This is a genomic window from Ruegeria sp. CF4 (genome assembly GCF_056537345.1).
Window position 1 is genome coordinate 1 of record NZ_JBQFRJ010000017.1, and the last position, 26,825, is coordinate 26,825.

24 protein-coding genes and 1 tRNA gene are annotated in these 26,825 nt (G+C 56.7%); 8 read left to right on the forward strand and 17 right to left on the reverse strand.

Annotated features, from left to right (window positions below):
- The first annotated feature begins 25 nt into the window (after positions 1-25).
- Positions 26-102, forward strand: a tRNA-Met gene (locus ACR0NF_RS20900).
- Positions 103-552: 450 nt separating this feature from the next.
- On the opposite strand, the gene ACR0NF_RS20905 is transcribed toward ACR0NF_RS20900, so the two are convergent.
- The 5 genes from ACR0NF_RS20905 to ugpB all read right to left on the reverse strand — a co-directional run bounded on the left by ACR0NF_RS20905 (position 553) and on the right by ugpB (position 5,669).
- Positions 553-1,500: a glycerophosphodiester phosphodiesterase family protein gene (locus ACR0NF_RS20905; protein WP_480471226.1), complete on the reverse strand. Its 948-nt coding sequence runs from the start codon at positions 1,498-1,500 to the stop codon at positions 553-555.
- Entirely contained in the window at positions 1,500-2,555 is a 1,056-nt protein-coding gene (gene ugpC / locus ACR0NF_RS20910; RefSeq protein WP_480471225.1) for a sn-glycerol-3-phosphate ABC transporter ATP-binding protein UgpC, read from the reverse strand. Before ugpC ends, ACR0NF_RS20905 begins: the two co-directional genes overlap by 1 nt.
- Before the next feature lie 3 nt (positions 2,556-2,558).
- A complete protein-coding gene (ugpE, locus tag ACR0NF_RS20915; protein WP_480471933.1) occupies positions 2,559-3,395 on the reverse strand; it encodes a sn-glycerol-3-phosphate ABC transporter permease UgpE in 837 nt (278 codons plus the stop codon).
- Positions 3,396-3,415: 20 nt separating this feature from the next.
- Positions 3,416-4,297 carry a sn-glycerol-3-phosphate ABC transporter permease UgpA gene (gene ugpA, locus ACR0NF_RS20920; RefSeq protein ID WP_480471224.1) on the reverse strand — a complete coding sequence of 294 codons (882 nt, stop codon included), beginning with the start codon at positions 4,295-4,297 and terminating at the stop codon, positions 3,416-3,418.
- A gap of 61 nt (positions 4,298-4,358) precedes the next feature.
- Positions 4,359-5,669 (reverse strand): sn-glycerol-3-phosphate ABC transporter substrate-binding protein UgpB, encoded by a 1,311-nt coding sequence (gene ugpB, locus ACR0NF_RS20925; RefSeq protein ID WP_480659076.1) that lies wholly within the window; start codon positions 5,667-5,669, stop codon positions 4,359-4,361.
- A gap of 180 nt (positions 5,670-5,849) precedes the next feature.
- Between ugpB and ACR0NF_RS20930 the strand changes: the two genes are divergently transcribed.
- The 3 genes from ACR0NF_RS20930 (at position 5,850) to ACR0NF_RS20940 (ending at position 9,618) form a co-directional block, all read left to right on the forward strand.
- Positions 5,850-6,764 (forward strand): LysR substrate-binding domain-containing protein, encoded by a 915-nt coding sequence (locus tag ACR0NF_RS20930; RefSeq protein WP_480471222.1) that lies wholly within the window; start codon positions 5,850-5,852, stop codon positions 6,762-6,764.
- Positions 6,765-7,321: 557 nt separating this feature from the next.
- Complete coding sequence (locus ACR0NF_RS20935) at positions 7,322-8,470, forward strand: amidohydrolase (RefSeq protein WP_480667146.1); 1,149 nt, start codon at positions 7,322-7,324, stop codon at positions 8,468-8,470.
- A 2-nt stretch (positions 8,471-8,472) separates the two neighbouring features.
- A complete protein-coding gene (locus tag ACR0NF_RS20940; protein WP_480778890.1) occupies positions 8,473-9,618 on the forward strand; it encodes a M24 family metallopeptidase in 1,146 nt (381 codons plus the stop codon).
- A 654-nt stretch (positions 9,619-10,272) separates the two neighbouring features.
- Here ACR0NF_RS20940 and ACR0NF_RS20945 read toward each other — a convergent pair.
- Genes ACR0NF_RS20945 through ACR0NF_RS20980 form a run of 8 tightly spaced genes read right to left on the reverse strand, consistent with a single transcriptional unit; the run spans position 10,273 to position 17,559 of the window.
- Positions 10,273-11,115, reverse strand: coding sequence for a fumarylacetoacetate hydrolase family protein (locus tag ACR0NF_RS20945; protein ID WP_480667148.1), 843 nt, complete (start codon positions 11,113-11,115; stop codon positions 10,273-10,275).
- Between the two features lie 18 nt (positions 11,116-11,133).
- Entirely contained in the window at positions 11,134-11,889 is a 756-nt protein-coding gene (locus ACR0NF_RS20950) for an SDR family oxidoreductase (RefSeq protein ID WP_480471218.1), read from the reverse strand.
- Positions 11,890-11,897: 8 nt separating this feature from the next.
- Positions 11,898-13,400: an aldehyde dehydrogenase (NADP(+)) gene (locus ACR0NF_RS20955; RefSeq protein ID WP_480778891.1), complete on the reverse strand. Its 1,503-nt coding sequence runs from the start codon at positions 13,398-13,400 to the stop codon at positions 11,898-11,900.
- Positions 13,401-13,413: 13 nt separating this feature from the next.
- A complete protein-coding gene (locus tag ACR0NF_RS20960; RefSeq protein WP_480471216.1) occupies positions 13,414-14,526 on the reverse strand; it encodes a fumarylacetoacetate hydrolase family protein in 1,113 nt (370 codons plus the stop codon).
- A 1-nt stretch (position 14,527) separates the two neighbouring features.
- Positions 14,528-15,358, reverse strand: coding sequence for an amidohydrolase family protein (locus tag ACR0NF_RS20965; RefSeq protein WP_480778892.1), 831 nt, complete (start codon positions 15,356-15,358; stop codon positions 14,528-14,530).
- Positions 15,355-15,783 (reverse strand): RbsD/FucU family protein, encoded by a 429-nt coding sequence (locus ACR0NF_RS20970; RefSeq protein WP_480778893.1) that lies wholly within the window; start codon positions 15,781-15,783, stop codon positions 15,355-15,357. The genes ACR0NF_RS20965 and ACR0NF_RS20970 overlap by 4 nt, the downstream gene beginning before the upstream one ends.
- Positions 15,773-16,825 carry an aldo/keto reductase gene (locus ACR0NF_RS20975; RefSeq protein ID WP_480778894.1) on the reverse strand — a complete coding sequence of 351 codons (1,053 nt, stop codon included), beginning with the start codon at positions 16,823-16,825 and terminating at the stop codon, positions 15,773-15,775. Before ACR0NF_RS20975 ends, ACR0NF_RS20970 begins: the two co-directional genes overlap by 11 nt.
- Positions 16,822-17,559 carry a GntR family transcriptional regulator gene (locus ACR0NF_RS20980; protein WP_480778895.1) on the reverse strand — a complete coding sequence of 246 codons (738 nt, stop codon included), beginning with the start codon at positions 17,557-17,559 and terminating at the stop codon, positions 16,822-16,824. Before ACR0NF_RS20980 ends, ACR0NF_RS20975 begins: the two co-directional genes overlap by 4 nt.
- 84 nt (positions 17,560-17,643) lie before the next feature.
- Between ACR0NF_RS20980 and ACR0NF_RS20985 the strand changes: the two genes are divergently transcribed.
- The 4 genes from ACR0NF_RS20985 to ACR0NF_RS21000 are packed head-to-tail and all read left to right on the forward strand — an operon-like array spanning position 17,644 to position 22,759.
- Positions 17,644-19,197: a UxaA family hydrolase gene (locus tag ACR0NF_RS20985; protein ID WP_480778907.1), complete on the forward strand. Its 1,554-nt coding sequence runs from the start codon at positions 17,644-17,646 to the stop codon at positions 19,195-19,197.
- 39 nt (positions 19,198-19,236) lie between these two features.
- Positions 19,237-20,763 carry a sugar ABC transporter ATP-binding protein gene (locus ACR0NF_RS20990; protein WP_480778896.1) on the forward strand — a complete coding sequence of 509 codons (1,527 nt, stop codon included), beginning with the start codon at positions 19,237-19,239 and terminating at the stop codon, positions 20,761-20,763.
- Positions 20,760-21,767, forward strand: a complete 1,008-nt coding sequence (locus ACR0NF_RS20995; protein ID WP_170713290.1) for an ABC transporter permease — start codon at positions 20,760-20,762, stop codon at positions 21,765-21,767. Before ACR0NF_RS20990 ends, ACR0NF_RS20995 begins: the two co-directional genes overlap by 4 nt.
- Before the next feature lie 47 nt (positions 21,768-21,814).
- On the forward strand, positions 21,815-22,759 hold the full coding sequence (locus ACR0NF_RS21000) for a substrate-binding domain-containing protein (protein WP_480471209.1): 945 nt from the start codon (positions 21,815-21,817) through the stop codon (positions 22,757-22,759).
- 189 nt (positions 22,760-22,948) lie between these two features.
- Here the strand turns inward: ACR0NF_RS21000 and ACR0NF_RS21005 are convergent, their stop codons facing one another.
- The 4 genes from ACR0NF_RS21005 to ACR0NF_RS21020 form a co-directional block, all read right to left on the reverse strand.
- A complete protein-coding gene (locus ACR0NF_RS21005) occupies positions 22,949-23,956 on the reverse strand; it encodes a D-cysteine desulfhydrase family protein (protein ID WP_480778897.1) in 1,008 nt (335 codons plus the stop codon).
- Between the two features lie 16 nt (positions 23,957-23,972).
- Positions 23,973-24,701, reverse strand: a complete 729-nt coding sequence (locus tag ACR0NF_RS21010) for a TSUP family transporter (protein ID WP_480778898.1) — start codon at positions 24,699-24,701, stop codon at positions 23,973-23,975.
- Between the two features lie 115 nt (positions 24,702-24,816).
- A complete protein-coding gene (locus ACR0NF_RS21015; protein ID WP_480471206.1) occupies positions 24,817-25,557 on the reverse strand; it encodes an aspartate/glutamate racemase family protein in 741 nt (246 codons plus the stop codon).
- Between the two features lie 28 nt (positions 25,558-25,585).
- Positions 25,586-26,824, reverse strand: a complete 1,239-nt coding sequence (locus tag ACR0NF_RS21020; protein ID WP_480667155.1) for an NAD(P)/FAD-dependent oxidoreductase — start codon at positions 26,822-26,824, stop codon at positions 25,586-25,588.
- Position 26,825 lies beyond the last annotated feature (1 nt).

The following is a 26,825-nucleotide window of genomic DNA, read 5'->3' on the forward strand; positions in this document are numbered from 1 at the left end:
TAAGCGATAGGCCAACGCAAAGTGTCGCGGGATGGAGCAGCCCGGTAGCTCGTCAGGCTCATAACCTGAAGGTCGTAGGTTCAAATCCTACTCCCGCAACCATTTGGGTCGAACGGAGCTGATGCATATGGCCCAATGCGATCAGCGGAACACTTCGCGGCGAACGGCTAATTGGAACCCTCAGCAATATCCGGCAGCTAACCTGTCAGTATGGCGATAGATCGGCGTGCGTTAAAGCGCCGACCCGGTCTCGCAGATCGGTGTTTGACCTCTTGGACTTTTGGACTGGTTTCCCTCTTTAGGCAATGTCTTACCGAAGAGGATAGAGGCCTCGTGCGATCTGAACGTTGGGAGCTCCCACGATGCCGTAGGCTGCCGGGATACCCTTGAAGAGATCACTATTCAGGAAAGCTTCCATCGAGGCTTGGTCTTTCCAGATATAGCCATTATGCTTTACGTCTTACACAGCAGGTTGAAGTTATGATGTGAATGATCCTTTCCGACTGTGACTGGAAGAAGCACAAGAAACGTCACGGATATGCGGCGCAGAATTCACTGGTTGCTGACATACCACCCCATGCCTAAATCCGACAGATGCCTTTGAACCCGCCCAGGGTAATCAGATACGATTGCATCCACGCGCAGGTCGATCATCCTGCTTATTTCTTCGTGCTCATTGACGGTCCAAACGGCGACACATAGGCTTAGCTCTTTTGCGAGGGCCACGTTTTCTGCTGTCACATCCGCATAGTATGGGCACCAAAGCGAACCACCGGCTTGCTTGACCAGAAGTGGGATTTCGTCGCAGCGACCGCGAAAGTCTGGGCAAACCGCTTTCGAGGAATCCTCGCCTACATCGTCCTCGTTTTCCGGAAGCTGCGTAAGGTAAGAAGACGGCATATCCGGAGCCTGTCGCTGGCATTCCTCTAAAAGGTTCCAGTCAAAACTGTGCAAAACCGCGCGCGAAGATAGACCTTTGGCGCGAACTTCCTGAAGAACTCGCCCAACAAAGCTCTCTCGATAATGCGCATCGTGAGCCAGGTCAGGATCCGACTTCAGTTCGAGCATCAGATACGCATCGCCGTATTTTGGTTCGGTTACCAACTCGAGCAAGTCTATCAGCCTTGGGACACGAACGCCGTCCAGTTGCGCCTGATCCGGGAAGCGTCGGCCATAGGCAGAGTGTCCGTCTAACCGTCCAATATCGAATTGCTGGATCTGCTCGAAAGTCAGAGAAGAGACTTTTGGCTCTTCTCCGGAAAGAAACAGGCCATTGGTGTCGCGAAAGTTAGATGCGTGCAGACGATGGTTGTGGGTTATGACCGGAACGTCATCGGCCGTCAGGACAACATCAAATTCAAGAAGCGGTACGCCGATGGACAGTGAGAAATCAAAGCCAATCATGCTGTTTTCAGGTAAAACGCCCCTCGCACCCCGATGGCCCACAACACGGATTAGGTTGTTACCGCCACGAAATGCTTCGACCTGCGGAAACCCCATTAGCTTTCCAGCCTTTCCCCGGTTGAATGGTCAAACAGATGCATGTGTTCGGAGGCGACCGAAAACCGCATATTCGGATGTCGGCCCTCGATCGGATGGACGCCCGGAAGGCTTATTGTGATCGCTCCGCCAATCCCCGCGAGTTGGCCGTGCAACAGAGTGTTTGCGCCCAATGGTTCTGCCATCTGAATTGCCGCTTCCAGCGGGCCGTTGTCGGCCAACAGCAGATGCTCTGGGCGGATCCCCAGTTTTAGCTCGGTATCCGGTCCTGCAGACGGACCGACCTCTATTTCACCGATCTTGATTGCCCCGTTTTCACGTCGGGCATCTAACACATTCATCGCAGGGCTGCCAATGAACTGCGCTGCAAACAGGGTTCTCGGCGTTTCGTAAACCTCGAGCGGAGTTCCAATCTGCTCTGCGATACCGCCGTTCATGACGATCATCCTGTCTGCCATCGTCATCGCTTCGACCTGATCATGGGTTACGTAAAGCGAAGTGATGCCCAACTTCTCCTGAAGTTCACGAATTTCCAGACGCATCTGAACACGCAGTTTAGCGTCCAGGTTCGACAGCGGTTCATCAAACAAGAAGACAGCGGGCTCGCGAACAATTGCCCTACCCATCGCCACCCTCTGACGTTGGCCGCCGGAAAGTTGTCTTGGTTTGCGATCCAATAAGGGTTCCAGTTGCAACAGTTTGGCGGCCTCAGTCACCTTCTGGTCGATCTGGTTCTTTGGAAGGCCGGCGATCTTAAGGCCGTAGCCCATATTCTGTCGCACAGACATATGTGGATAGAGTGCATAGTTCTGGAACACCATCGCGATGTCACGATCCATCGGCTCCTTGTCGTTGGCTCGTTCATCCCCAATTCGGATTTCACCCGCAGTCACGGTTTCAAGCCCCGCAACCATCCGCAACAGCGTGGACTTGCCGCAGCCCGAGGGGCCAACGATCACGATGAACTCACCATCCGCAATATCGATATCGATGCCATGGATGACGTCCGTCGGGCCAAAGCTCTTTTTGACGTTCTCTAGGGTTACTGTTGCCATTTCTTACTTCTCGCTATCGACAAGGCCGCGGACAAAGAGCTTTTGCATCGAAACCACCACGATGACCGGCGGGATCATCGCCAGAATGGATGTGGCCATGATTGTCGGCCAATGGGCAAAATCATCGCCGGACGGGAACATCTGTTTGATGCCCATCACGATGGTATTCATTTCGGGATCAGTGGTGATGAGCAGCGGCCAGAGGTATTGGTTCCACCCATAGATAAACAGGATCACGAACAGTGCCGCGATGTTGGTCCGGCTCATGGGAACAACTATATCAATGAAGAACCGCATCGGGCGGGCACCGTCCACTCGGGCGGCTTCGGCTAGTTCATCGGGGATCGTCAGGAAGAACTGACGGAACAGGAAGGTCGCCGTTGCCGAAGCAATCAGGGGGAAGATCAGCCCGTAATAGCTGTTAAGCATTCCAAACCCAGCGACAACTTCGAATGTCGGAACGATGCGGACTTCGACCGGCAGCATAAGTGTTAGGAAAATCAGCCAGAAGAATGTCGTTCGCCCGGGGAAACGGAAATAGACAATCGCAAATGCTGACAGTAGCGAAATGATGATTTTTCCAACCGCAATGCCAATGGCCATCACCAGACTGTTGAACAGCATAGTTGCGACAGGCACGTTTATCCCAGAGAACAGCGCCGCTTTGTAATTCACCCAGAACTGATCGCCCGGCACTACGGGCATAGGGGGTGAGATGATATCGGCTTGGGTGACGGTCGATGCGACAAAGGCCAGCCAGATCGGAAAAAAGATGATCAGAACGCCAAGGATCATGAGGGCGTGGGTCAGCCAGATGCTCGCGCCGCGTTTCTCGACCATTCCGTGTTGCTGGGCCGCCATCAGTAATGCACCCTCTTTTCAACGTATTTGAACTGCACGACGGTCAGCAGGCCAACGACAATCAGAAGGATGACCGATTGCGCCGAGGATGACCCGAGATCCTGCCCGACAAACCCGTCTGAAAAGACTTTGTAGACCAAAATTGTCGTCGCCTGCTGTGGCCCACCACCGGTGATCGTGTGGATCACCCCAAAGGTTTCAAAAAAGGCGTAGACAATGTTCACCACCAGCAGGAAGAAGGCCGTAGGGGAAAGAAGTGGCAGCACAATGGTAAAAAACCGACGCCAGAAATGGGCGCCGTCAATCGCAGCCGCTTCGATGACCGAGCGGGGAACGGATTGCAGCGCGGCAAAGAAGAACAGAAAGTTATAGCTGATGCGACCCCAGGCCGAGGCGACAACCACCAGGCCCATCGCTTCGGCATCGTTCAGGACGTGGTTCCAGTCATAGCCAAGTTGTCCTAGATACCACGACACCACGCCAACTCGGGTATTGAACATAAACAGCCACAGCACACCAGCCACGGCTGGCGCGACGGCGTATGGCCAGATCAGCAGCGTCCGATAAACACCCGACCCCTTGATCAGGCGATCCGCGATAACGGCCAAAAACAAAGCCGGGATCATAGAGCAGAGCGTAACCAGCGTCGAAAACACAGCAGTCGTGACGAATGAGGCGCGGTAATATCTGTCGCTCAGCAGAAATTCAAAGTTACCCAGCCCCACGAACTGAGACGACAGCCCAAAAGGGTCAGGTATGAAAAGTGACTGCCAGACGGCCTGACCGGCGGGATAGAAAAAGAAAACAGCGGAGATGATGACCTGAGGGGCGATCAGCGCCAATGGCAAAAGCCAGCCGCGGAAGGTGACGCGTTTTTCCATCCTGATAGTCCACTGAAGAAAGAAAATGCGGGCCTTTAGTAGGCCCGCATCAAATTAACACTTATTGATTGGCGGATTCGAACCGGCGCAGCAGTGCATCACCGCGCTCTTTCGCGCTATCCATCGCTTCCTGAGCGGTTTTTTCACCAGACCAGACGGCTTCAAGCTCTTCGTCGATGATGCCGCGGATCTGGTCGAACGATCCCAGACGCAGACCTTTCGAGTTTGCGGTTGGTTCTTTCGCAGTCATCTGGATCACCGCGATATCCGTACCGGGGTTTTGCTCATAGAAACCTGCAGCGCGCGTAACATCGCCTGCGTCCGCCGTGATCGGAAGATAACCAGTATTCTGATGCCACGAAGCTTGCACGCCTGACGATGACAGGAAGCTGAGGAATTCACCCACGCCCTTGTATGCTTCAGGATCATGGCCTTCCATCACCCAAAGCGAAGCGCCACCGATAATAGTGTTCTGCGGCTCGCTCACCAAGGCTTCCCAATAGGGCAGCGGGCGCACGTCGAACTTGAACTCAGCCTCGGAGCTGATACCGGCGTAACCGGCTGAGCTTTCCGTAAACAACGCGCATTCTCCAGCCCGGAAGTTTGCACCACCTTCGTTTCTACGCCCGGTGTAGATGAATTTGCCATCCTTGGCCCAGTCACCCATTGCCGTCAGATGTGCGACCTGCGCCGGACCGTTCAGCATCAGTTCAGTGTCCAGACCGGCAAAACCGTTGTCCTGCGATGCGAACGGAACGTCGTGATAGGCCGACAGGTTCTCGAGGTGAATCCAGCTCTGCCATGCGGTCACCAGCGGGCAGTCCTCGCCGCCGGCCTTCAGCTGCTCTAATACATCACCAACCTTTTCCCAGGTCGACAAATCCGTGTCCGGATCAACGCCCGCCGCTTCGAAGGCATCGCGATTGACCCACAGAACAGGCGTGGACGAGTTGAAAGGCAGAGACAGCATCTGACCGTCTGTGGTCGTATAGTATCCTTTGACAGCCCCGATATATGCATCCGGATCAAAGGATGCGCCGCTTTCTGCCATCACTTCATAAACGGGTTTGATCGCACCCTCAGCCGACATCATCGTTGCCGTGCCCACCTCGAAGACCATCAAAATGTGGGGCTGCTCACCGGCACGGAAAGCCGCAATACCTGCGTTCAGAGTTTCCGAGTAGTTACCCTTGTGGCTTTCGACCACGACGAACTCGTCCTGGCTGGCGTTGAACTCTTCAACCTGCGCTTTAACAAGCTCACCCAGTCGGCCGGTGAAGGCGTGCCAGAACTGAACTTCAGTTTGCGCCATCGCCGCCACGGGGGACAACGCAGTAGTTACGGCGAGAGCGCCGAGAAATTGCTTATTCATGATTCCTCCCATGCATCAGTGTTGATGCTTCGTTGAATACCGACCGCAACGCGTAATCAGCACACATGACGATTTCACGACGTTAACGTCACAATTTTATAATTCAAGCATTTAATTTTTGAGAAAAACATAACATAACATTATAAACTTACAAAGCAAACAACGAACCAGGTTCAAAGCATGAGTCAAACTTTGAGGATCCGCCAATTGGAAGCGCTCATGGCAGTTTCTACAAATGGGTCGGTCACTGCTGCAGCTACGGATCTTGGGATAAGCCAGCCTGCGGTCAGTCGACTGCTTTCTGATCTGGAAAAATCGCTTGGCTTTCAACTTTTTGATCGCCGTGAAGGTCGCTTAGTGCCTTCGCAGGAAGTGCGTTATCTGCAACCCAGCGTAGAGCGTGTTTTGGAATTGATGAAGCAGATCTCGGATGTCAGTCAGGACATAACGCAACGCAAAGCGGGACACATCCGCATCGCATGCTTGCCCGGGTTCGCCACCAGTCACCTTCCTAACGTCATCGCCACGTTTTTAGAAGATCGGCCAGGTGTAACTATGACGATCGAGCCTGACAGACCGGAACGCATTCTCGAGTGGATGATCGGTGAGCAATATGATTTCGGAATCACAGACAGCTTTAACGGGCATCCGGCCGTCGAAAGCAGAGACATCGATGTCCGTACGGTTTGCGTGTTTCCTACCGGACATGAACTGGAAAAACTCTCCGAGGTGACACCTACGGATCTTGCAAATGCCAAGATTATTCACACACGGCGCGACAGCGTTTTTTTTGGACAACTTTCAAAAGCGTTTCAAAACGCCAGCGTCAAACTGAATTCCCACATCGAAGTCAGGCAGTTCACGGCGGCTTGTGAATTGGCGGTAAAAGGTGTCGGGGTTTCCGTGGTGAGCGAGCTGGACGCCGTTCAATATGCAGACAACGGATTGAGCTACCGACCGTTCAAACCGCTCCTGTCACATACACTTTCCCTTGTGCGCCCGATTTTGAAGCAACCATCACTGGTGACGCTTGAGTTTATCGAGCAGTTTCGAGAGAGCCTGGCACCGTTCAAGGCGGATAAACTCCGTCATTGATTGCAGGGTTGCAAACGCTAATATTAGCCGCCAGCAAGCCGCTCGTTTTCTATCATAATAGATAAAACCAAATCTTGAGCGTTTGGAAAAGCCACCAAGATCGACCTCGCCTAACAGCCAAAAGCGGCGAAAAACCGAGTGGTTATGCAGTTGAGCTTGGATGATCTAGCTCCTAACCCTAGGCTACTCTAGTGCCCGCTTTGTCCACTCCTTGCACTTTACCCGACAAACTCTCGTTGCGTGTGGCACGAATGGCTGGTTTTCACGCCGCGTCGCCGAGCCAACTATGATGCGCATACAGCAAAAACTGTGTTACTTGCGCGCGCAGCGAAAAAAGTGAACTCACAGGTTGGGCTCGCTGCCATCATTCTCTGCGGTGTACTCCGACTGGAAGTAAGAGCCCAAATGGATGATGCTGCGACCGGCGCGAATGTCTGCTTTGATCATACGCTGGTGTTTCAGGTATTTGTTAGATTTCCTGCCATAGGTCGTTTTCCTGCCTGCATTGCCGAATTTTCAAGTTAACCTCGTTGGAGACCATCCAGTGAGAAAAACGAATGCCACCAATAGACCTGATTGCCCTACGCCATGAATTTCACAGAATGCCCGAACTCGGGTTTGCTGAAGAAAGCACGAAAGCACGGGTTGCAGGCATCCTAGAAGATCTCGGAATCGAGACCCATGTCGGCGCGGGTGTTGTTGGTGTCCTGAAACGTGGGACAGGCAATCGCGCCATCGGTATAAGAGCTGACATGGACGCACTGCCGATACATGAGGCAAGCAGCCATGACTATGTCTCACAGACGGCTGGTGTGATGCATGCGTGTGGGCATGACGGCCATATGACCATTCTCTTGGGCGCGGCGGCAGCCCTTGCTGAAGAGCCCGATTTCGATGGCACGGTGCTGTTCATTTTCCAACCTAACGAAGAGCACGGATTAGGCGCGCAAGCCATGATCGCCGAGGGTGTGTTGGAGCGTTTTCCAGTTGAGGAAGTCTATGCCATTCACAATCTTCCTGCCGCGCCGGTGGGGCAGATTTCCACGCGGCCCGGTCAGATCTGTTCGAGCGAAAGCCTGTTTGAGATACTGATCGAAGGACAAGGAGGTCACGCCTCCATGCCGCAGGTTGGGCGGGATGCGATTACGATCGGGGCAGAGATTGTGCAGGCCTTGCAAACTATCGTCTCGCGAAAGCTTGCTCCGGGCGCGGGTGTTGTCGTTTCGGTGACGGAATTCCTGACCGATGGTCAGCGCAATGTCCTACCTGGTGTCGCAACCCTCAAGGGGGATGTGCGCGCACGGATGCCCGAAGATCGCGAGGAGGTCGCGCGCCTTATGCGCCAGCTTGTGGACGGTATCGGAGCCGCCCACGGCGTAGAAGTATCTATGACATTCAACACAGAATTCATCGAGACGATCAATGCCCCGGAACAAACTCGCGCAGTCGTAGACGCGGCTCTCGCCTTGGGGCTGGAGACTGAAGGCAATCGCGAACCTATGAGTTTCTCGGAGGATTTCGCACATTTCTCGGCTGCTGTTCCAGGGTGCTTCTTGCTGCTCGGCAACGGGCAAGAGGGGCCGTGTGGCCAGCCCCTCCATTCGGACGATTATGATTTCAACGATGATCTGTTGCCAATTGGGGTCGCGTTTTGGGCGCAACTGGTGCGTGACCGCCTGCCGGTAGCCGGAAACGGATGCGATTAACCATGTTCGATTCCCGTATGAATACGCTTCGCGTTGAAATGGGCAAAAAAGGTCTTGATGTCGCTTTCATCACCGATGACGACAATGTCTATTACCTGTCAGGGTACTACGACTATTTGCATATGGAATTTGGCCGCCCGACCATACTGGTGGTGCCGCGCGACGGCTCCAGCCTGTTGATCACACCCACGATTGACCTCAACACGGCTCAATCTGCGGCGCGTGTAGACAGGATTGCGGCCTGGAATGACGGAATGGGGGCGGAATGGCGCGCTGAATTGCCTGCCGCCGTCAAAGGTGCCAGGCGAATTGGAATAGAGTCCAATCACATGCCAGCCCTTGTGCGCGCATATGTTGATGAACTGGTTGGTGCGCAAAATCTCACCTCGATCACACCGATCCTGTCCGAGATGCGGATGATCAAATCCGACCGAGAACTACTGCTTGCCCGCCATGCAGGTCAGGTCGCAAACGCCATGATGAACGCCGGTCGCGCTGCCATCGGGGATGGTGTGCCGGAATACGAAGTAGCCCTTGCCACATCGCAAGCAGGAACGCGCAAAGCGGCAGAACTTCTGAGCGCCTATTACGATGACGCCGATATGTCACCGAATACGCACTTCCTGCAAATCATGGCTTCAGGTGAGGCAATCACAAAGACCCATCACCGCGCCACCACACGTATCATGCGGCGCGGCGAGCCGGTGTTCCTCTGTTTCTGCGGCATGACCAATTTTCACCGCTTCAAGCTGGGCTTTGACCGAACCTTTTGGATTGGCGAGATTAATGACCCGTCTCAGGCCGCGGTCTATGAGGTCGCACTGGCCAGTCAGCAAGCTGCGCTTAATGCGTTGCGCCCCGGTGTGACAGCAGAAAGCGTTCACGCTGCATATGCAGAAGTTATTCAAGGTGCAGGATACGAGTATCCTTTTCGTTGTGGCCGTGCGACAGGTTTCAGTTTTCTGGAAGCTCCACAATTGGTCACCGGCGACACAACAATACTCCAACCAGGCATGGTTTTTGCAGTGGATGGATCTGTGTCAGTAGATACCTTCCGTGCCCAGATCGGTGACAGCTTTATCATAACGCAAGACGGCCATGAGCCAGTGACCAATCATCCAAAGACAATTGATCAACTCATCTTGTGATCTGTCTTGAATAGCCAGCCCAATTTTAGTGACGCTTCTCTTTGATCGAAAGTGGCTATTGGTTCTGATGCGGCGAAAGTTTACTTTGTCCACTAAGCCGTTATTGGCGCCTTTTTTGGGGAGCCTGTTCCGCCAACTTTGATGTAGGCAGGGCAGGGATGTGATGTCCGCGAAGCCGAAGTTTAGTGATGAAATACGGGTGTCGCAATGCGACGCAGACTTGCGCCAACGCATTGCAGCGGACTCATTTGTAGAACATAATGTTGTGTCTGCCGAAGTTCTCCAAATTGATGTGAATCAGACGGTTCCTGAACTGTCGTACTTCGCAGAGGCAGACTAAGCTTCCAGAAAGGAGCGGGCCTCGAAAGCTACCATTCAAATGAGTAACTCCAATGCCCGCTTCGTCCCGCATAGCAGAAATTTAGTGACGAGTTGTGTATGTTGGGTTCGCGCCTATATCTGACATTTCAATTGCGTTCCGCAACCAGCGTCGCAGAACCGCCCGTAGTACCAACGCTGCGGGCGTTCTGATTTGTACCAAGAGCCAATAAACACTAACCAATTATGTGGTGATGTTTGTCTAAGATTCTGGTTCGGAACGATTGATCATAAAGACCAGTCAATCCCCTAAGACACCAGTTTGAATCCGCAATCTTACCCCTGAACGACCGATTGCCGCTGCACACCTAACCCTTCAATACCCAGCTCCATCTGGTCGTTGGGTTTGAGATAAACCTGCGGATTCTGACCCATGCCAACACCCGGAGGGGTCCCGGTCGAGATTACGTCTCCCGGTTGCAACGACATGAATTGTGACAAGTGAGAAACCACTGTCGCCACACTAAAGTGCATGGTTCTGGTCGATCCATCCTGATAACGCCGACCATTCACGTCCAAATACATAGACAAATTCTGAGGATCCGGAACCTCATCCCGTGTCACCAGCCAGGGGCCGATTGGGCCGAATGTGTCTGCGGATTTGCCTTTGACCCACTGGCCAGAGCGATGCAGCTGAAAGTCGCGCTCCGACAAATCGTTCACCACACAATAACCGGCCACGTGATCCAGTGCCTCGGCCTCGGATACGTATTTGGTGGGCTTTCCGATCACCACACCCAGTTCGACCTCCCAATCCGTTTTGACCGAACCACGCGGGATTTCTACCGTATCGTAGGGCCCCATAATGGCAGAGGTGGCTTTGAAAAAGATCACTGGTTCTGCGGGCAATTCCATTCCGCTTTCGGCGGCGTGATCTGCATAGTTCAGCCCGATGCAGATGAACTTGCCAACGTGCCCCACGCAGGCACCGATGCGCGGATTGCCTTCGACAATCGGCAACGAGGACGGGTCGAGTGCGCGGAGACGTGCTATACCTTCATCGCCCAAGACATCGCCGGCTATATCGTCCACAACGCCCGTAAGATCACGGATAGCGCCGTTGTTGTCCAGAACTCCGGGTTTCTCTGCGCCGACCGGCCCATAGCGTAAAAGCTTCATGTCTCGCTCCTCTATTGATCAGGTGGTCCAGCCGCCATCGATGGCAAAGGGCTGGCCTGTGGTGTAGGCGCTGGCGTCGCTTGCAAGATACAACGCAAGTTCCGCCACTTCCTCGGCCGTACCGATCCGCCCCATAGGTTGACGTGCGATAAAGTCAGTCATTGCCTTGTTGTAGTCACCCGTCGCACGCAGGCGGTCATGTAGGCTCGGACTGTCGACTGTTCCCGGGCAGATCGCGTTGCAACGGATGCCTTGAGTCACGAAATCGGCTGCAACCGATTTGGTCAGGCCGATCACTGCCGCCTTGGACGCGCAATAGGCAAATCGGTTCGGAACGCCGGTCAAAGATGACGCAACTGATGACATGTTGATGATGGAACCGCCTCCGTTCTCGATCATCGCAGGCAGTATCAGGCGGATGAGCCGGTACATCGCCTTTACATTCAGGTCGAAGCTGAAATCCCAGTCTTTGTCGGAGCATTCCAGAATCGATCCGGCCGCGACGAAACCAGCGCAGTTAAAGAGCACGTCCAAAGGTGGCAGTGCTGACGTCGCGGCTTGAACTGCATCGGCATCCGTCACATCCAGTTTCAGGGTCTCAATCCCGTTGATGAGCGCCAACTCAGCCAGCGAAGCGTCATTGATATCACTGGCAATTACGCGCGCGCCCTCAGCAGCAAAAAGCTCGGCCGAAGCGCGCCCGATCCCCTGACCGGCGGCTGTTATCAGGACGGTCTTACCGGGCAGGCGGTTGGAAGGGGAATGGGAAGCCATCGTCTCTCTCACACTTGTTCTGGTAGCAGTTCAGTGGGGATATCCTGATAGCAGACAGGCCTCAGGAAGCGCCGGATCGACAGGGTCCCGACCGAGGTTGCGCCAAAATTCGTCGATGCCGGATAGGGGCCGCCATGCACCATGCTATCGCAAACCTCGACGCCGGTTGGGAAGCTGTTGGCCAGAAGACGGCCGGCCTTGCGCTCCAGCAACGGCAGCAAGGCTTGTGCAGCCGGCTTGTCACCTTCATCCAGATGCAGCGTGCAGGTTAACTGGCCTTCAATGGCCCGTGCGATTTGTTGCATCTGCTCTGTGTCGCGTGCACGTACGACGATGCCGAGCGGACCAAACACCTCTTCCTGAAGTTTGTGGTCGGCCAGCCAGTCGTCTCCGGAAACGGTGAACAGATAGGGGGCCGCATCACGCGTCGCACAGCCTGTTCCCATGATTTGCGTCACACCGGTGCCTGAAGCCACGCGCGCCACACCGTCACGATAGGCACTCGCGATCCCATCGGTCAGCATGGTCTGCTCCGCTACTGCAGACAATCCCACTTCAGCGGCTGCTTGGAACACATCCGTGTCCGGCCCGTCGATGATGACCGCTATGCCCGGATTGGTGCAGAACTGGCCCACGCCCATGGTCAGCGAGCCGGACCAGCCTGTACCGATCTCGGCTCCGCGTGCCGATGCGGCCTGCGGCAGGATAAACATCGGGTTGACCGAGCCCAGCTCGCCAAAGAATGGAATGGGTTCGTCGCGTTGTGCGCACAGGTCAAACAAGGCGCGGCCCGCGCGCAGCGAACCGGTAAACCCAACGGCTCGGATCATGGGGTGATTTGCTAAGGCTGTGCCGACCTCTATCCCGTCGCTTTGGATTACTGAAAACACGCCGGGATGGGTGTGCGTGGATTTAATCGCAGCATCGATGGCCTGTGCCACGATTTCGCCGGTGCCGGGATGCGCTGGATGGCCCTTGACCACCACCGGACAGCCGGCAGCCAGCGCCGCAGCAGTGTCCCCGCCCGCGACCGAGAAAGCCAACGGGAAATTCGAGGCCCCAAATACCGCCACTGGCCCCAGCGGGCGCTGGATCATATGCAAATCCGGGCGTGGCAACGGCGCGCGGTCGGGCAGGGCAGGGTCTCGGCGCAGGTCCAGGTAATCACCGTTCTCAATGTGATCGGCGAACAGGCGCAGCTGGCCAACGGTGCGGCCACGTTCACCCTGCAAGCGCGCCTCGGGCAGGCCGGTTTCCTGGGTTCCGATCTGGGTTATCGCATCGCCACGCGTATCAATCTCATCGGCGATCTTACGCAGCAGCGCTGCGCGCTCGGCGCGGGTGGACCAGCCGAAGCTAGCGAAGGCTTCTTCTGCCGCCTCAACAGCAGCATCCACCTGCGCGGGTGTACCCACAGGAAAGGTATGACTTGGGCCATGTGCGGGCTCCGAGGTAAAACTCGCGTCCGAGCCAACCCATTCGCCAGCAATCAGGTGTTTTCCGTTCAGCATGTTCATAGCTTTCTTACAGCAGGCCGCGTTGGGCGAGGTTGCGCATCAGGTGTGAAACTCCGAACGTCCATTCCGGACACTCGGTCGACAGGCGCACGGTGTTGGTCAGCGCACCCAGCTTGTCGTTTGAAATCGTGACGATATCACCCAGCTTATGAGTGAACCCGCCCCCCGGAGTATCGCGATCTTGTGTCGGAGCAAAGAGCGTTCCGAGAAACAGCATGAACCCGTCCGGGTATTGGTGATGTCTTCCGATCGTTTGCTGCACCAGATCTGCCGGATCGCGGCTGATCTGGGACATTGAGGAACTACCGTTCAGAACAAACCCGTCCGGGCCGGCCACGGTCAACGTCAGTTCGGCCTGACGCACATCATCAAGCGTGAAACTGTCATCGAACAACCGGATCATCGGCCCAATCGCACATGAGGCATTGTTGTCTTTGGCCTTGCTCAGCAACAGGGCCGAGCGCCCCTCGACATCGCGCAGGTTCACGTCGTTGCCAAGCGTTGCACCCTTGATCTTTCCCTGCGAATTCACGGCCAACACAATTTCGGGTTCGGGATTGTTCCAGGTCGAGATCGGATGCAGCCCGATTTCAGCACCAAAGCCGACCGAAGACAGAGTCTGCGCCTTGGAAAAGACTTCGGCATCCGGACCGATGCCAACTTCAAGATACTGGCTCCACAAGCCTTCCTCGATCAGCGCTTCTTTGACTTTGGCGGCCTCTGCCGAGCCGGGGGTGATATTCGACAGGCTGTCCCCGATCCGCGCGCCGATACGCGACCGGATGGCATCGGCTTGACCCGGATCACCGGCGGCTTGTTCCTCGATCACCCGTTCAACCATCGAACCCGCGAAAGTAACCCCACAGGCCTTGACCGCCTGCAGATCGCACGGGGCGAGCCATTGGTGACTCGCACCCAGAGGGCCCAAAACCTCACCCGATGCGGTGCGCGTATAAGCAGCCGCGTCATCACGTTCGAGAATATCCCGGACGGTTGGCGCCGTTTTCGCGGTGATGTCGATCAATTGCCCGCCGCGCAGTGTCACGACACAAGGGCCGATTCCGGGGCGTTCAACACGCCCAAGCCACAGCCCGTCAGAATCCAGATTTGGAAAGGTCATTTCAGTCCATGAGGTTATAGGCCTGGGCGGCGTTCCCACCCAACACTGCATTGCGTTCGGTATTGCTCAGCGCGCTCAGCAGCGCATCCGTCGTTTCCTGCCAGCGTTGATAGCTGCTGGCCAGTGTGCAGACCGGCCAATCGCTGCCCCAGATCAACCGTGACGGGCCAAACGTGTCCAGCAGTTGATCCACATAGGGGCGCAGGTCGTCAATTGTCCAATCCGGTTCGGCTTCGGTGACCAGGCCCGACAGCTTGCACCAGGCATCCGTGTCGCGGGCAAGTGCGGCCATATCCTCGGCCCAGCCAGAAATCAACTTGTCTCGGATCAATGGCTTCGATCCGTGGTCAATCACAACACGCATCTGCGGGTGGCGTGCCAGAAGCTGCCGCAACGGGCCAAGATGTTGAGGCAGGGTCAGGGCATCAAAGGTCAGGTCATGGCGCTGCAGGGCCTCAAACGCCGGGGTCAGAGCGTCCTTCATCATCCAGTCTTGATCAGGGATGTCTTGAATCATTGGCCGCAAACCAACCAGAGCAAGGTGCTTGGACAGGTTTTCGATCTGTGCGGGCGCATCAGCGGCTTCGAAATCGACCCATCCGACGACACCTTTGATGAACGATGTCTGATCGGCCAGGGACAGCATGTATTCCGTCTCGGCTACCGTCGGCGCAGCCTGGACCAACACGGTGCCTTCGATACCTGCCGCAGCAAGCAAGGGTTGTAGATCCTCAGGCGTGAAATCCCGGTAAATCGCGCTCAACTCTGGCGTCAGCCAGCCATAGTCGCCTCGGGCCAGTGCCCAGAAATGCTGATGCGCATCGATCCTCATCCGATGACACCTTTTTTGAGGATAATATTGCCATAGAGCCTGCGTTCTCCGGTCTGCACAATGGCGAAGGCGCTGGCGGCGCGATCATAGAAAGCAAACCTCTCCAACCCCTGGATTCGGGCGGGGTTGTCCGCTGTCTCGTTGATGATGCTCTGAAAATCGGCTACGGCTGCAGGCACTGCCTCCGGATCATCAACCACCTGCATCGTCAGCGCCGGATCGGGCGCGAATGTATCCAGTGGCATGACGGAAAGCACCGCCTGTAGCATCTCGCTGGCCGAGGACCCGTCGGCGCGGATGCACTCTGGCCCAATGCTCGTGCCCGGGAAATTCGCGTCTGCAATCACGATCTCGTCGCCATGACCCATGGCCCTGAGGGCATAAAGCAGCTCTGGCGACAGGATCGGGTTTATGTCACGCAGCATTGGCGGCCTCTTTTGGCAATGGTGCGTCGGGGCGGATCAGACCTTCGGTGCGCAGATCGGACCAAAGTGCTGCAGGGATGTCACGATCCAGCAGGGCGACATTAGCCTGCACTTCGGCAGCGCTCACGGCCCCGGGGATCACGGTTTTGACGCAGGGATGGCCCATAACAAACTGCAGTGCGGCGGCAATCAGGGGAGTGTCATGCGCGGCGCAGACCGCTTCGATCTTGCGCACCCGGTCCAGAGTATCCTCGGGGGCGTCGGCGTAGTTGTATTTGGCCCCCGGAACGGCACCAGTGGCTAGAATGCCGGAATTGTAGGGCCCACCCAGAATGATCCCCACATCCCGTTTCTCACAAAGCGGCAGGAAGCTGTCCAATGCCTCTTGTTCCAGCAGCGTATAGCGACCCGCCAGCAGAAAGCCGTCGAAGTCACCAAGTCCCAGCATTTTTTCGCAAACCTGCCATTCGTTCACTCCGGCACCGATGGCCGCAATCTCACCGGCATCGCGCAGCTCGGCCAGAGCCTTGTAGCCGCCGCCATCGAACAGCTCACGCACCTTGGCGTCCGACATTTCCTGACTGCCCTGGCTAAAGACACACACATCATGGACCAACAGGATATCGGCATTGGCGACGCCGATCCGCTCGCGACTGGCCTCATATGACCGCATGACGCCATCGTAGGTGTAGTCAAATACGATGCGTTTCTGCGGTACGTCGACAAAAGCTTCGGGGGTCACCTCATGCGGTTCGCAATCCAGCAAAAGACGACCGATCTTGGTCGACAGCTGGATGTTCTCGCGGCCAAAGCGGGTGATCGCCTCGCCGAACCGATGCTCAGACCGGCCAAGCCCGTATTGCGGCGCGGTGTCGAAAAACCGGATGCCTGCGTCAAAAGCAGCCTGCAATGCCGCCTGCGCGTCTTCTTCGGTAACTTTGCGATACAGGTTCCCCAACGGCGCTCCGCCAAATCCCATCCGCGTCAGGGGAACGGGTCGCGCGGTACGGCTATTAAGCAATTCTGTCTGTGAAACGGTCATCCTGCCTCGCTGTTCGGCTGTTGGGTGGGTTTGAACAGATGTGGTTGCTGTTGTTCCAGCTGTTCGATGCGCGGCATCAACTGACCCAGATGAGAGCGCATCGCATCCTGAGCGCCCTGTTCGTCGCGGGCAGAGATCGCGTCGAAGATTGCCCGATGCTCTGCCAGCGTTTCAGCGATCCGCCCTGGTGTCGGCAGCAACAGCATCCGGGCCCGGCTGACCTGCAGCGAGACGGTTTGGGCCACGTCTGCGAGGCGGCGAAAACCGGTGAATTCCATCAGCAGAGCGTGGAACTCTTCATCAGCCTGATAGAAGCCGGGAATGTCGTCATCCTCGATCAACAGTTCTTGCAGGCGCATGTTGCGGCTCAGCCGCTTGCGCTGATCATCCGTCAGATCGCGCGCCACCTTGGCAACCGTTGCAAGTTCCAGCGCTTCGCGCAGAAAAACGCCCTCGCGGATTTCTTCCATCGAGAAATAAGACACACGCGTGCCCGATTGCGGCACCACATCCACCAGCCCTTCTGAGGCAAGGCGGGCAATCGCATCTGCGACAGGGGCGCGTGAGACCCCAAGGCGTTCGCACACAGGCACCTTACGCAGATTCGCGCCGGGCGGAAAATCCAGCGCCAGAATCGCCTGTTTCAGGGACTGATGCACACGCTGGGTCAATGACCCTTCGGTTGTCGTGATCTCGGGCAGCAAAGCAGCATCAATATCTTGGAGTTTGGTCATATCTCGTGATTTAGCATTCTAACATGTTAGTTGACAAGAGGTGAAGTTCACCTTAGCAACATGATTCAAGCAAGCGAGGGAGTGATGCAAGCACAAGGCGGCACAAATATACTTGAAGGCGCTGTACGCGACGTTGTGAAGCTTAACCCACATGACAACGTCGTCATTGCGCTGCGTGATCTGCAGGCAGGTGAGCGCCCCGCGTCTGTGCCTGTTCCCCTGATCGCGCCTGTTGCACGGGGTCACAAGATTGCCGTCACACCCATTCAGCCCGGTGAGAATATCATCCGCTATGGTCAGATTATCGGTCAGGCCAAATCCGGGATTGCCCCCGGTGAGCATGTGCATGTGCACAACCTTGGCATGGGCGCGCATCAGCAGGATTATGCATATGCAAGCGCAAACGCTCCGCTACCAGCTATTGCTGAGGCGCGGACATTCGCGGGCTACCACCGTGCCGACGGCAAAGTGGGAACACGGAATTACATCGGAATTCTGACCACCGTGAATTGCTCGGGCTCCGTGGCGCGCTTCATTGCCGAAGCGGCTGAGAAATCGGGGCTTTTGGACGGCTTTCCAAATGTCGATGGTGTGGTCCCGATCGTGCATGGCACTGGCTGCGGGATGTCGGGGAAGGACGAGGGTTACGCCACCCTGTTCCGTACTCTGGCCGGGTATGCTCAACATCCGAATTTCGGCGGCATCCTTCTGATCGGATTGGGCTGTGAGGTGATGCAGGTGGCCGATCTGGTTGGTGGCCGCCCAATTCGTCCTGATGGCGCATTGCGTTATATGACCATTCAGAATGAGGGCGGAACACGCCGCACCATCGAGCGTGGGCTTGAAGAGTTGCGGGGCATTGCTGAACTCGCGGATCAGGCCGAGCGCGCCCCGGCGCCGGTGAGCGCCATTACCGTGGGTATGCAGTGCGGTGGTTCCGATGGGTATTCGGGGATCACGGCAAACCCCGCGTTGGGATACGCCTCGGATCTGCTGGTGCGTCACGGCGGTACGACGATCCTGTCGGAAACCTCGGAAATCTACGGGGCTGAACATCTTCTGACCCGACGGGCCGAGACGGTTGAGGTTGGAGAGAAGCTGATCGAACGCATCCATTGGTGGGAAGATTACACAGCCCGCAACGGCGGTGAGATGGACAACAACCCCAGCCCCGGTAACAAACGCGGCGGGCTGACCACCATTCTGGAGAAATCGTTGGGCGCTGTCGCCAAGGGTGGTACCGCGCCGCTGCGCGATGTCTACAAATTTGGTGAGAAGGTCGACAAGCACGGGTTTGTCTTCATGGACAGTCCCGGCTTTGATCCTTGCTCGGTTACCGGGCAGGTGGCCTCGGGCGCGAACCTGGTTGTGTTTACCACCGGGCGCGGCTCGGTCTCGGGCTATCAGCCCACGCCTTGTATCAAGCTATCCACCAACTCGGAAATGTATGCCCGCATGGCAGACGACATGGACCTGAACTGCGGCGACATCGTTACCGACGGCGTCAGTATCGAGGCGAAGGGCGAAGAGCTGTTCGAGATGCTCATCCGTGTCGCCTCGGGCGAGAAAACCAAAAGTGAGGAACTTGGCTTTGGGGGCGTCGAATTCGTGCCCTGGCAAATCGGCGCGGTGATGTAATCGCGTAGCCCTGGGGGAGAGGGGCTTATGGGAGGAGAAATGACAAAACTGGTCGACATGACGGGGATTGATAAACACTTCCCCGGTGTGCACGCGCTGAAAACCGTGCAGTTCGATCTGTTTCCGGGCGAGGTTCACGCACTGATGGGCGAAAACGGAGCCGGAAAAAGCACGCTGATGAAAATCCTTTCAGGGATTTATCAGCGCGACGGTGGTGATCTGGCAATCGAAGGCAAGTCGGTCAGCCCGACCACCCCGCGTGAGGCGCAGGATCTGGGTATTGGCATCATCCATCAGGAATTGAGCCTGATGAACGATCTCACCGTTGCGCAGAATATCTTCATCGGGCGCGAACCGCGCAAAAGCTTTGGTCGTCTGGATGAGGCTGCATTGAACGCGCAGACCGCCGAAATCTTTGCCTCAATGAACCTGTCGCTAGACCCCAAAACATTGGTCGGCAGTCTGACCATCGCGAAACAGCAGATGGTCGAGATCGCCAAGGCACTATCTTACCGGTCGAAAGTGCTGATCATGGATGAACCTACGGCGGCGTTGAATGACGCCGAGATCGCCGAGCTGTTCGTGATCATCCGCCGCCTCAAGGCCGAAGGCGTGGGCATCGTTTACATCAGCCATAAAATGGATGAGCTGAAGCAGATCGCCGACCGGGTAACCGTCATGCGCGATGGGGAATATGTGGGCACGGTGGGTGCCGCTGAAACGCCGATCAGCCAGATCATCGCGATGATGGTGGGGCGCGAGGTGAACGAGGAACCTCTGGACGTGCCCGATCTGGGCGATGCCGAGGTCTCGCTGCAAGTCACGGGTCTGAGCCGCAGCAAGGAAATTCAGGATGTCAGTTTTTCGGTTCAGAAGGGCGAAATACTGGGCTTTGCCGGACTGATGGGCGCCGGCCGAACCGAAGTTGCGCGGGCAATCTTCGGTGCCGATCCAAAAGATGCCGGAGAAATCTGGGTGCATGGTCAGGTGGTCTCGATCAAATCGCCGACCGACGCGGTGAAGGCTGGGATCGGGTATCTGTCCGAAGATCGCAAACACTTCGGCCTCGCCACCGGAATGAACGTCCGGGACAACATCGCGCTGGCCTCGATGGACCTGTTCACAAATACGGGCGGCGTTCTGAATGACAGTGAAGTCAGCACGACGGCCAAGGGCTATATCGCGCAGTTGGGTATCCGCACGCCTTCAGATGTGCAGGAGGTCAGGCTGCTGTCCGGGGGCAATCAGCAAAAGGTGGTTATCGCAAAATGGCTGCTGCGCGATTGCGACATCCTGATCTTCGATGAACCCACCCGCGGCATCGACGTGGGCGCGAAATCCGAGATTTATAAACTACTGGAAGAGCTGGCCGAGCAGGGCAAGACGATCATCGTGATCTCGTCTGAACTGCCAGAAATCATGCGCCTCAGCCATCGCATTGCCGTGATGTGCGAGGGCCGACTGACCGGCATTCTACCCGGCGGAAAAGACACCACTCAAGAAGACATCATGCATCTGGCCACGCAGCGCGCGGCGGCGATGCAGGTAACAGGGACAGTCCAATGACCACAGCTACGGATATCGACAAGAAGAAACCCCTCGCGGGCCTGTCGGAAAGCGGTGCCTATCAAAAACTGCTGGCGTTCGCGAGTTTGATCGCCCTGCTGATCGGCTTCTCGATTGCGTCGCCGAATTTCATGCAGACCTCGAACATGATTGCGATCCTGCAGGCGACCTCGGTCAATGGGGTGCTGGCCGTGGCTGCGACGCTGATCATCATTACCGGCGGGATCGACCTGTCGCTGGGCACATTGATGACCTTCTGTGCGGTGATCGCCGGCGTTGTTCTGACCTATCTGGGGATGCCCTTGCTTTTGGGTGTCGCAGCGGCCATCGCGGCGGGGGCGCTTTGCGGTCTGTGCTCGGGCACGTTTGTGGCCAAGATGAAGATCCCGCCCTTCATTGCGACTTTGGGCATGATGCTAATCCTCAAGGGCATGTCGCTGGTGATCTCGGGCACGCGGCCGATCTATTTCAACGACACGCCGGGCTTTGACCAGATTTCGCGCGGGTCGCTGATCGGAGAGGTTTTTCCTGCCTTGCCCATCCCCAATGGAGTGCTGATCCTGTTCCTGGTGGCCATCGCGGCCTCGTACATTCTGGGGCGCACGGTGCTGGGGCGGTATACCTTTGCGCTGGGATCGAACGAAGAGGCGGTGCGCCTGTCGGGGGTGAACACCGACATGTGGAAGATGCGCATCTATGCGCTGGCCGGAGCCATCTGTGGCATTGCCGGTATCCTCATCGCCTCGCGCCTGAATTCTGCGCAACCCGCGCTGGGCCTGGGCTACGAGCTGGAGGCCATCGCTGCTGTTGTCATCGGGGGCACGTCCCTGTCCGGCGGACGCGGCACCATTCTGGGAACTCTGATCGGAGCCCTGATCATGGCCGTGCTGACAAACGGTCTGCGTGTGCTGTCCGTCGCGCAGGAATGGCAGACCGTTGTCACCGGCGCGATCATTATTCTGGCCGTCTATGCCGACATGGCGCGGCGCAAGAAAACGGGTTGATCAAAAGGCATAACGAAAGACCAAAACGACCAACTGGAGGAGAAATCATGTTATCACGTCGTTTCATTCTGGGGGCGCTGAGTGCGGCAACCCTGGCAGGCCCCGCCTCGATGGCGGCTGCAGAAGACATTTACATCCCGCTGGTATCCAAAGGTTTCCAGCACCAGTTCTGGCAGGCGGTGAAGTCCGGGGCTGAACAGGCGGCGGACGAATTCAACGTCACCATCACCTTCGAAGGCCCGGACAACGAAACAATGGTCGACCGCCAGATCGACATGCTGGCTGCTGCCTTGGCCAACAATCCCAAGGCTATCGGATTTGCTGCATTGGACAGCCAGGCCGCGATCCCGCTTCTGAAACAGGCCAATGAAAAGGGTATTCCGGTCATCGCCTTCGACAGCGGTGTCGACAGCGATATCCCCCTTTCAACCGCGACCACCGACAACCTGGCTGCGGCCGGTCTGGCGGCGGACAAGATGGCCGAGAAAATCGGCGGCAAGGGTAAGGTCGCCGTCGTGGCACATGACCAGACCAGCCGTACAGGTATTGATCGCCGCGATGGCTTTGTGAATCGGATGGCCGAAAAGTACCCGGATATCGAAGTTGTCACGGTTCAGTATGGACAGGGCGATCACCTGAAATCTACAGAGGTGACCAAGGCGATCCTGACCGCGAACCCGGACCTGAATGGTATTTTCGGCACCAACGAGGGCTCGGCCATCGGCGTGGTGAACGGGGTGCAAGAACTGGGTACCGAAGGGTTGGTCATCATCGGCTATGACAGCGGCAAAGCGCAGAAAGATGCCATCAAGAGCGGCCTGATGGCCGGCGCAATCACTCAGAACCCCGTGGGTATCGGGTATGAAACCGTGAAAGCTGCGGTTGCTGCGCTGAACGGTGAAGAAGTCCCGAACCTGATCGACACGGGCTTCTACTATTATGATGCATCAAACATTGACGATCCCAAGATCGCGGCCGTTCTTTACGACTGATAAACGCCACTCACTTGAGCCTGTCTGGCCCAGCCTGTTTGGTTGGGCCAGATGCGTTTGAACAAGTTTGGCCTTTGGCTACATGCAGCCCCATCTTTGCGTCGCACGACAGGGCCCGGTTTAAGCTTTGAGAGTGCGAAACAAGCCTATTCACGCACTAGCCAGAAGCTTCGGATCCAGGGGCCGGCATCAGAATTCCAGCTCGCCTTGATAACCAAATAGTGCAGGTAGCCCGCCGGTGTGCAGCATGACAACCTTCTGGCCGGGTTTGATTTGTTCCGTCGCCAGCAAGTCCAGCAACCCGGAGAAGGTCTTTGCAGTATAAACAGGGTCGAGGAATATGCCTTCGGTTCTGGCCATCTTCTCCAGCGCAGACCGAGTTTTGTCACTGATCTTGCCATAGCCCGGAGGCAGGGCGGTATCGGTGACATGTATCCTTTCGAGTAACGGTTCCGGCTCTATGGCCAAAAGATCGGCCAGTTTTTGCAGTACGATCTCCATCCGTGCGCTTTGTTGATTGCGGTCTCGTCGGACGCATACGCCAAAGATCGAGGCTGGGCTTCCTGTCAGTGCGATTCCTGTCAATAGGCCGCCATGCGTTGCTCCGCTGCCCGAGGGGACTACGACCGCATCAAAGTCGCGCATCTGTTCATACAATTCCAGACCGGCAGCAACGTAACCCAACGCGCCCAGAGGCGGGTGATGAAGCCCCAGATGTATGACATAGGGTTTGCGTCCCTGTGCAGCCAGTTCCTCTGCACGTGCATGGAGCGCTGCATCCGCGCCGGCTTCGTCCTCTCCTTCAGGGTAACTCATATGCTCCGCCCCGAGGATTTTGGCGAGCATCACGTTACCTGACGTGTAATAATCCGGCCCCATTTCCGGAACGCGTTCTTCCAGTTGCAGGACGGATCGCATGCCCAGTCGGGCGGCGGCCGCCGCCGCCGAGCGCACATAGTTGGACTGAACCGCGCCGGTGATCAGAACGGTGTCAGCACCTTGTCGGAGCGCATCGCCGAAATAGAACTCGAGCTGCCGTGTCTTGTTCCCTCCGAACCCAAGCCCTGTCAGGTCGTCGCGTTTGAGCCAGAGTTCAATTCCGAGCTCGGCAGACAGCCTGTCCAATCGTTCCAGTGGCGTTGGTCCGGACATAAAATCAGCCCGCGGAAATCGTGCCAGAAGGTCGTTATGGTTCATGATCCACCCACCGAAACTATGCCATCACATAGGCACGTTGAAAAAGGACACAGCAGGCAATCAGCGAAACCACGCGAATGGCTGCCTTGACGAGGGATTGTGGCAGGTAAGGACCGATGACGCGACCCAATAAGCTGCCAATCAGCGTGATCACGGCAAAGCCCATTACCTGCGTGTCTGCTGAAACGGCTCGCACGTTGGGTAAGCTGTGCAGCAGAAACGCGACGCCATAAGCCACCAGTGCGATAGGTTGGACCAATTTGGCGACGTCCTTTGCCGATCGTCCCTTTGCAATCAAACCAAACACCATCAGAGGGCCAGGCGTCGCGGCCCATACAGTCGCAAGTCCGGACAAGCCCGATACGAAGGTGAAGCCAGTTGTTCCGATTGCCTTGTGAAGAGGTATCAGCGTTGTGACCAATCCGATCAGCAAAAGGCTGGCTGTCAGGGCCAGCACGAAAGCCTCGCTCAACATCGGATAAACCGCCAGGCCAACGACTATTCCGATAAGGCATCCTATGATCGCGGTCAGGATTGTCCGCCGTTCCAGGGTTAGTACGCGCCGATCCGTGGCGACTGCGGAAACGATTGTGTTCAATAGCAGCAGAACCGGAATGGCCGTGGACGTACCCAGAAGGATCATCATCGGTGGGCCAGCAACGATGCTGAACCCGATACCGATCCCGACCTGCAGAATAGCGCCCAGACAGATGGCGATCATCAGCAGGTACAACTCTACGGTCAATTCAAACTCCCAAGGTCACAGCCACTTCTTACGTCTGCTGATGTATCCAGAGTTTCAGGTCATGGTCCATGCCGTTTTGTTGAAGCGAATGATCGGCCAACGTCATGCAGCGTCATCACGACCAGGGCATAATCCCGGAATAGCGACCGCGAACCGCAACGGAATGCGCCATCTGAGCAAGCGTCGTCAGGTCGAAGACAGGCAGTTGAAGCTCCTCCTGAATTTGCGCCGCATAGGGGGGCAGGTCGGTACATTCCAGCACCAGAGACCGAATATCCGGTGCCTGACGTTTCAGGCGGCGGGCGGCGTCCATAACCTCGGCCTCGATCAGATCGGTGTCCATACGGGTGCGGGTGTTCCGCAGGATTACTTCGGCGAATTCGCTTGTATCCTCCAGGCCCTGCACAGCGACCGGGATACTGGCTGCTCCGACACCTTCGAAATGGCGTGGTGTCAGCGCGGACGCATCTGCAGTCAGCACACCGACCGGAGCACTTGCGCCTGTCATATGATAAGCCAGCGGCACCTGGATCAGACTTGAGGCAAAGACCGGCACGGAAACGGCTTCGGCGAGTTCCTTTTGAAACAGAGCCAGAAAACCGCAGCTGCCGGTGATCGCGCGCACTCCTTCGGCCTCCAACCGTTGGACGCCTTTGATCAGTGGGGCCAGCAACTCGGGCGTTGGGTTGTTCAGCAGGGTGGGGACGGTGATACCGTCTATCATCTCGTAGAGCACGGGAAACGGCAGGCTGGACGGGTTTTTGATATGACCGGGCGGCTTGGGAAAATAGCTTTCAAGGCACAATACACCAATGGATGCACCGCAGATATTCTGACCGCCATTGTAAATCGGCATGGTGTTCGAATCCTTTCGATATCGCAGGTTAGAACCGGGCCGCCGAAAACGGGGCCAGATCGACGTTCGGGCTACGACCAGACACGAGATCGGCCACAAGCTCACCGGTTTTCGGGGCCATCATCAGCCCGTAATGAGAATGCCCGAACGCTGCAAAGAGCCCGTCCATGCCGTCAAGTTGCCCAAGCGCAGGCAAGCTGTCGGGAAAGGAGGGGCGTCGTCCCATCCAGAATTGCGCTTGGCCGGTATCAAGGTCTGGAACCATGGATTTGGCCTGATCGGTCAGGATCTTCTTTTTGCGCGGATCGGCAGGGGCATCTATGCTTGCGAATTCGGCGGTGCCGGCGACCCGCAGACCGCCTTGCATCGAACTGGCGACCACTTTTGCATCCACATCCATGATTGAGTTGTTCAGACTGACTGAGGCGGCCGGAAATTCGACATGATAGCCGCGCTCGGCGACGAGAGGGACGGTCAAGCCCAGTGGTTTCAGCAGATCGACCGACCACACTCCGGCTGCCAGTATGACATGCCGGGCGTACAATGTTCCTTGCCCGGTAGCGATCTGCCAGCCGCTGTCTATGTCGCGCGTCAGCCCGGTGACCTCGGTTCGTAAGATTTCAGCGCCTTGCCTGCGGGCCTTGTCGGCCAGAACCGCCCCCATACGTCCCGGCGAAGTCACCCGCGCCTGTCCTTTGATCACAATCGCGGCTTTGAACGCATCCGTCAGCGCAGGTTCGAGCCTTCGCAATTCAATGCCATCTATCCGCTCAAGATCACCGCCTTTTTCCCGCCGGATCAAATAGTCCAGCCCATCCAGATTGGCCTGTTCGGGACGGCGGAATGCGTGAACGTAGTAGCTGTCAGCGATCAGGTCTTCGTGCCCGGTGCCGCGCAGATGCCTGCGATACAGATCGATGGACGGTCGGCATAAAAGCTCCATCGCGTCCGAGACCTCGCGCACGGTCTTTTCGCCGGAATTGCTCAGAAACCGCATGCCCCATGGGATCATCTTAGGCCAGAAGGCAGGTCGGACTGAGAGCGCACTTTTGGGGTCCATCAACATCTGCGGAAGTTTCTTCCAGATGCCCGGAACCGCTTGTGGGATGATCGACCACGGGGACACGACGCCCGCGTTCCCGAACGACGTTTCCTGTCCGGGCTCGCCTCGATCGACGAGCCTAACCGGGATACCGCGTTCCTGCAGTGACAGGGCGCAGCAAATTCCGACGATCCCCGCGCCGATGATGGTGACTTGTTCTGTCATC